General features: G+C 32.5%; 9 protein-coding genes. 6 read left to right on the top strand and 3 right to left on the bottom strand.

Translation table 11 applies throughout. The annotated features are described in order from the left end of the window. The 4 genes from GQF63_RS17355 to GQF63_RS17345 form a co-directional block, all read left to right on the top strand. On the top strand, window positions 1-161 hold a 161-nt coding region (locus tag GQF63_RS17355; protein WP_160370513.1), incomplete at its 5' end, for a transposase. A gap of 53 nt (window positions 162-214) precedes the next feature. Further along, window positions 215-556, top strand: a complete 342-nt coding sequence (locus GQF63_RS19970) for a hypothetical protein (protein WP_425500401.1) — start codon at window positions 215-217, stop codon at window positions 554-556. Beyond that, complete coding sequence (locus GQF63_RS17350; RefSeq protein WP_160370512.1) at window positions 507-1,469, top strand: site-specific integrase; 963 nt, start codon at window positions 507-509, stop codon at window positions 1,467-1,469. The genes GQF63_RS19970 and GQF63_RS17350 overlap by 50 nt, the downstream gene beginning before the upstream one ends. Continuing rightward, window positions 1,460-2,401 (top strand): hypothetical protein, encoded by a 942-nt coding sequence (locus GQF63_RS17345; protein ID WP_160370511.1) that lies wholly within the window; start codon window positions 1,460-1,462, stop codon window positions 2,399-2,401. Before GQF63_RS17350 ends, GQF63_RS17345 begins: the two co-directional genes overlap by 10 nt. Window positions 2,402-2,434: 33 nt before the next feature. Here the strand turns inward: GQF63_RS17345 and GQF63_RS17340 are convergent, their stop codons facing one another. Further along, entirely contained in the window at window positions 2,435-2,710 is a 276-nt protein-coding gene (locus GQF63_RS17340; protein ID WP_160370510.1) for a CPCC family cysteine-rich protein, read from the bottom strand. After that, the gene (locus GQF63_RS17335; RefSeq protein WP_160370509.1) at window positions 2,704-3,270 is read right to left on the bottom strand and encodes a hypothetical protein; all 567 of its coding nucleotides are present in this window, start codon (window positions 3,268-3,270) and stop codon (window positions 2,704-2,706) included. Before GQF63_RS17335 ends, GQF63_RS17340 begins: the two co-directional genes overlap by 7 nt. Before the next feature lie 190 nt (window positions 3,271-3,460). On the opposite strand from GQF63_RS17335, the gene GQF63_RS17330 reads away from it, so the two are divergent. After that, window positions 3,461-3,640: a MerR family transcriptional regulator gene (locus GQF63_RS17330; protein ID WP_160370508.1), complete on the top strand. Its 180-nt coding sequence runs from the start codon at window positions 3,461-3,463 to the stop codon at window positions 3,638-3,640. 12 nt (window positions 3,641-3,652) lie between these two features. Continuing rightward, window positions 3,653-4,447 carry a replication initiation protein gene (locus GQF63_RS17325; RefSeq protein WP_160370507.1) on the top strand — a complete coding sequence of 265 codons (795 nt, stop codon included), beginning with the start codon at window positions 3,653-3,655 and terminating at the stop codon, window positions 4,445-4,447. A gap of 86 nt (window positions 4,448-4,533) precedes the next feature. Here the strand turns inward: GQF63_RS17325 and GQF63_RS17320 are convergent, their stop codons facing one another. Next, window positions 4,534-5,787: a site-specific integrase gene (locus GQF63_RS17320; protein ID WP_160370506.1), complete on the bottom strand. Its 1,254-nt coding sequence runs from the start codon at window positions 5,785-5,787 to the stop codon at window positions 4,534-4,536. Window positions 5,788-6,388 lie beyond the last annotated feature (601 nt).

The raw sequence follows: 6,388 nt of genomic DNA, 5'->3' as shown, positions 1-6,388 counted from the left end.
AATCATTCAATACGGTATCTAGGACGATAAAGAACCATTATAGAAACATCCTGAACTACTTTGATAACAGAAGTACTAATGCCTCAGCAGAATCGTTTAATGCTAAGATAAAGGCGTTCAGAAGTCAATTCAGAGGTGTAGGAGATGTCAACTTTTTCTAATTTAGATTGACCAAATTATTTGCTTAGTCCACAGGTTTTGAAACTGATCCGCAATAGGTCAAAGGCCAATTATGGTTACTATATCTGTCGCAAGTCAATTGAAAAAACTACCCACAGCCGTGTCTGTTTTTCCTGAACAATGGGATTCAATTTCCAAGGAAGTTTTTTTCATAAACAGGAAGAATGCAAAGTTACTTTTGCCTAATATCGATTCTGAATTATTTCATACTTTGGAAGAAACAAAAATCATTAACAATGATCTAAAAACCATCATAAATAACATTGAGAAAATTGTCCAGCGATTCAATTTAGACAACACGGATTTTAGTTCAACAACAGTTATAAATGAGTATAAAAGGCTTTATTTTAGTAACGGTAAAAAAGAAAGAAGCTAAAAACTTAGTTTTCGATTATATTGATAGATACATTGAAGATAATACTGCATCCAGAGTTAAAGGTAGCCTATCTGTTTATAAATCATTGAAAAAGCACCTTCGAGCTTATGAAATTGAGAAGAAAACAATGGTTCGATTTGACAAAATGTCCTATGATTTTTTCACCTCATTTCAGAACTTTTTAATTAATCACACTACAGATCAAGGAAAGACTTTAAACAAAATTACTATTGCAAAGCAATTAAGTACGCTTAAAACGTTTTTAAACTATGCTAAAAGAAGCGGAATTAAGTTTGGTGAGGGATATAAGGATTTTACAATAAAACGTCAGAAATTGGAGGTAATTGCTTTGACAGAGGAAGAGTTCTTTAAACTTGTAAACTTGGACTTATCGAATAACGAGCGATTAGATCGTGTTAGAGATGTATTTGTTTTTGGCTGTGTGGTAGGATATCGTTATTCAGATTTATCTCAGTTGTCTAGACACCACATCAAAGGCGATACGATTTACCTGACAACAGAGAAAACGAAAACACCTATTATCACACCTTTAAGCGACCTCGCTCTAGGTATTTTGAAGAAATATGAAAAGAATCGAAAGCCATTACCAGTAATTTCAAATCAAAAGTATAACCAATATCTTACAGAATTATGCAAACTAGCAGAATTGAATGATGAGATTGAAATAATTCGTTTTAAAGGTGCAGAGAAAATTGTAAACATATATCCCAAGTGGCAATTAGTCACAGCTCACACCTCTAGAAAAAGCTTTGCTTCAATGTTGATTGCTAAGCAAGTTCCTTATCAGGTGATAATGACGCTTGGTGGATGGTATGATTTTAAATCATTCCAACGTTATATCAAAATCGAACAAGACACCTTAAAGAACTTTATTCAAACAGCATGGAAGTAAATTTGAATCTGAATTTCTTGAAAGAATTTGACTTTGCAACTGTAAAGCATAATGATATTGAATATCTTAATCTAAGCTCCTACAGTGAAGATCTATTATTACTTTCACAACTTGATATAAATGATTTCGAAGCAATTTACGAAAGAGAACTTTTACATTTAAAGTCGATTTTTGTAAACTGCCTCAATTCTTTTACAAAATTCTATAATGCGATAATTATAGAATTCAATAATTCTACTATCAGTTTTGAAGAATTGAAAAAAAGGCTTTTTATTGAAATGACTTTTGTAATAGATCAAAATCAACTTCGTTATAATTTTACTACAAAAAATATTGGAATACAGACTTTATATTTATTTAATGATTTTTCAGATGAATTATTTAAGAGAATTGAGGAAATAGATGATGTATTTTCCATTATTAAGCCTTATCAAGAAAGACCTGATAATAAGCTGTTAGACACAGATATATCTCTTGGAAAAATTGAGCATTTGGAAAATTTATCATGGTTTGACTGGAACAACATTTATCGTCTAGAAGTAAATCCAAATGATTTAATTGAAGGAAATATTATTGAACTAGACATTCCAGCAATTTTGTCAAAAAAGCAGACCAAACTTTCTATTGAATCAATGACAACTTTTGATGAGGCTATACGTCCTGAGGCAAAAAAAGAATTTGAAAAATGGTATGATTCATTCTGCATAGACGAGCCTTCAACATTGGAAATTGATATTATCTTGTTTTTTAAATTGATGAACAATAAAAATTATTTTATTGAAAAATTCGAAATATTACAATTACATCAAATCACTCTTGATCGAACACGGAGAAAAATATCATTGAACTATTTTAAAAGTAATGGGCGCAAACTATTCGAAAATTGGTTGTATGGTAAACCTGAAATACCAATTTATTGGGATGTTTTATAAATATCACTTAAAAAATAATGACAGTCTTGTATTTTATTTAAATGGTTTCCAATTCTCATCCCTTTCTTCATCAGAATACGGTTTGCTAACATTTTTAATCATTTCTCTTTCACAAGCGCCAAATTCTAAATAATTCCGTTGACCTTGCATTAAAGAAACTTGATTTGCGCCACCTTCATAATCTATCTCTCCGAGCTGAATTGGATCATCTTCCCAAAGGCAAACAGGGCAAATTTCATAAGTTCCATTTGGGATTTTTATAAATGTTTTAAAGCCACAACAAGGACAGGGATATTTTTGTGTTACCATATTTTCCACCAAGGTCTTTTATTCTCAAATGAATAATAACTTCCTCCAATTAAATTCTTATTATCAATATCATAACTAAAATCAACCCATTCATCTGAATCAGGCATCGGATTAAAAGCTAATCCTGTTACTATATTGTTTTCAATATTAAAATGAGTCAGTCCGTCCCATGAAATTCGTTCAGAGTGCCAATAATTTCCATCAGACTCAATAATTGTCAAACCTGTATCATCAGATAAAACGAATCCATCATTATTGGTTTCAAAAATAATTTTATAATTAACACCAAAAACTTCAATAGGCTTTATTTCATTTGGATTCATGAGGTAACAAATGCCTTTCGCTATTACTAATAAGTTTTGAGTTTTTTTAAGGTTTACAATTTCCTTAAGATCTGTCCAACCTTCTTGAAAATTAGCAACCCAATCTGTACCATCATCTTTATAAAAGCGAACAACAAATCCTTCTGAATAGAAATCTTGTCCATTTTCGGTTATTGAAATGTACATTGGTCCATAAGGAGGTAATGAATTTAGTATTTGATATTTCTTTTTATTCATTATCAGATTATTGAGATTGAATTTGGTTGAATATTTCAAGCTTATTTTAGGTAAGCAAATCTATGGATCATTTCCAAAAAACAAGAATATTTATTACTCAAAAACGTTCCAAAGTTTCCAGAACGTTTAGCACTTCTTTAATTATCTAATCCTATCCTAAGTTTGCTGTAGAAATCAACAACGATAAACTATGAGCAATAAATTCATCGATACACAGCAACTTTTGGAAGTTTTAGCAATTTCTCCTGCTACTTTAAATCGTTATAAAAAACGTGGATTGATTCCGTATATAAAATTAGGAAATGTTCACCGCTATGATTTGGAGAAAGTTATCAGAGCTTTGGAATATAACCCTGTGAAATTTCGATAGAGCAGGATTACTATGAAGTTAGTGAATAGTAATAAAACTAAGCCAGTTGTAATTACCCCAAATCATATCATGGGGATAATTTCATCTCTAAATTCGACCTATCAACTAAATATTTTCTTAATTCTATTAAAAAATCTGAAAGATTTTAGTCAAAAGGAATTTGACAAGCATTTAGCTGGACAAAAGGCGTTACTTGAACATGAGGTGTTAACAATGAAAATCAGCCTTTCAGATATTGCAAAGTCATCTGAATATAGAGAGGTTAAAACTGCATTTTTAAAAATGTCAAAGATTATTTGTGAAATTAGATATAATGAAGATTCAGTTGAAAAGATTTGGAGCGGTAGCTTATTTAGTGTCTCAATCCCTATAAAAGCTAACTATTCATCCATTATCATGGTTAACATGGACGTTGTAGTTGCTAGGTTATTTATTAATTTTAATAGAAACAAGTCTAGGCGAGCATCATATTATTCTAAAATTAACACAAATATCAGGCATCATACAAAATTCAAGAATAGTTTAAAGCTCTACCTTTATTTATCTCTCTGGAGAAATTGTTCAAACCATGAGATTAGCCTTATTGACCTGTGTAATTCATTGGGTTTATCGAAATCGTATAGTAACCCTTCTAATTTTAAGAAACATATCCTAGAGCCGTCATACCAAATTTTAAAAGACTTCAATGACGTTTGGTTCGATTTAGATAAATCTAAGATTAAAAAAGATTCAAACAATGAAAATATTATTGAACTTCATGTGATAAATATGGTAAATGTGGAAATAGTGAAGCCTTCTCGTTTTTGAGATTTAACAAATGCGATACTTTATTGGGCGCAATGTTAGTTTTTCTGTTTTAAAAAGCTGTTAGGATACTGTTAAGGTTTGAAATATTAACCGTTTTTGGACTTGTTTGAGCCGTTTTCTTTGGTATTTCCTAATACGTTTTTGAGAATTTCCATGTCGTTGGCGACTTTCCTATCCGTAATTTTAGCATAGTGTTGGGTTGTTTTTATGCTTTTATGGCCCAACATTTTTGATACGGTTTCAATAGGTACTCCGTTTGAAAGGGTAATGGTGGTTGCGAAAGTGTGCCTAGCGCAATGAAAAGTTAACTCTTTGTTGATATTGCATATTGTTGCAATTTCCTTTAAATAGGCGTTGATTCGTTGGTTTGTGAAGACGGGCAAAAGTGCTTCATTATTGCTGGATATGGGATGCTGTTCGTATTTTTCTATTATTCTTTTTGCCGTTTCTAAGAGTGGTATTTTTGTAGGGACGGCTGTTTTTTGCCTATGCGTATGGATCCACAAATGGCCATCAATTCCTCTTACTATGTTTTCCTTAGTAAGCTGCTTTACATCGATGTAAGCAAGCCCTGTATAACAGGAAAAAATGAAAATATCGCGTACTATATCCAATCTTTCGATACTGATTTCTTTATTGATGATTTTTTGTATTTCAATGTCGTTTAATATTTCGCGTTCGACAGATGTAAGCTTGACCTTGTAATTCAGAAATGGATCTTTGCTAATCCAATTGTTGGCTAAGCATATCCGGATAATCTTTTTAAAATTCTTAATGTATTTTACCGTCGTATTATTGCAGCATTTCCTTTCCGTTCTTAGGTAATAATCGAATCCGGTTATAAAGGCGTGATCTACTTTTGTGACGGGAATGTCTTTGATGTGATATTGAAATTGGAGGTAATCGGAAATATGCTTTGCTGAAGTTTCATAGCGACTAAAAGTGCCAAGGGCAAAGTCGACTCCTATTAAGGCCTTCACTTTCTTATTGTGTTCTTTGAATATTTCTACTAACATTCGCTCTCTGTCTTTCCGCTTTCCTATCAAAAAATTTATGACTTCTTCTGAAGTGACGGGTGTGTTCTGAAATTGTAATGTGTTTTCTACCTGGTAGACCTTGTTCTTCAACAAATCTAGATAACTGTTTATTGTACGGGCCTCTTCTGAATTGCCCTTTACTCTCATCATTTTGGAATCCCACCTGGAGGGATTAATGAATTTTTTGGTTGAAAATTCTTTGCGCCTTCCATTAATCGTGATTCGGAAATAAATGGGAGGGAGGCCAGCCGAATTGGATTTGCTCAATCGGGGATAAATATGGATGGTGATTTTTATGTTCATATCCGTAGCTACTTTTGCATTTTCTTAAGTTATAACTCCTGTTTGTTCGTAACAAGATGTTTAGCTGCTAGTCATGTGATTATGAAATACTTAACTAGCTTCCTGACTATTTTAGCGAGCCCCTAAATCTCGAACTTTTAGGGGCTCGATTTTGCCTCGCTAAAAACAAGCGATTAGAGGGGGATTTGAAAAACTGAGGAAAAAGAAAACCCTGCTAATTGTATAATTAACAGGGTTTTTGATATTTTTAGTAGTTACTTTGCGGGCTGACAGGGATTACAGTCGAACACTTAATTCCATTTTTGATGTTTTTTGAGAAAATCAAATAATCGCTATAATATCAAATATGGGCATAAATTCGGCGACGTTCTTTTGCTTCTTTTCTTTGGTCGCAGATTTGGAAAGAAAAGAAGCCTTGTGATTATAATTTTCGGGATTTGGTATCCCGGTAAAACATTCCGCAGCCTCTTTCTCAAAATCGGGCAATGTCAGCGAGTGCATTTTTCCTGCACCGATGATCTTTGAACTTTTTTGAGAATGTGGCTGCAACTATTCAACGCAAAAAGACTTTCCGACCAAAGGGAGGAATGTCTTTTTGCCG

Origin of the sequence: Sphingobacterium humi (assembly GCF_009768885.1) — a bacterium.
Taxonomy (GTDB): domain Bacteria; phylum Bacteroidota; class Bacteroidia; order Sphingobacteriales; family Sphingobacteriaceae; genus Sphingobacterium; species Sphingobacterium humi.
Note: the sequence above shows the minus strand (reverse complement) of the source record. Positions and strands in the feature narration are given on the sequence as shown.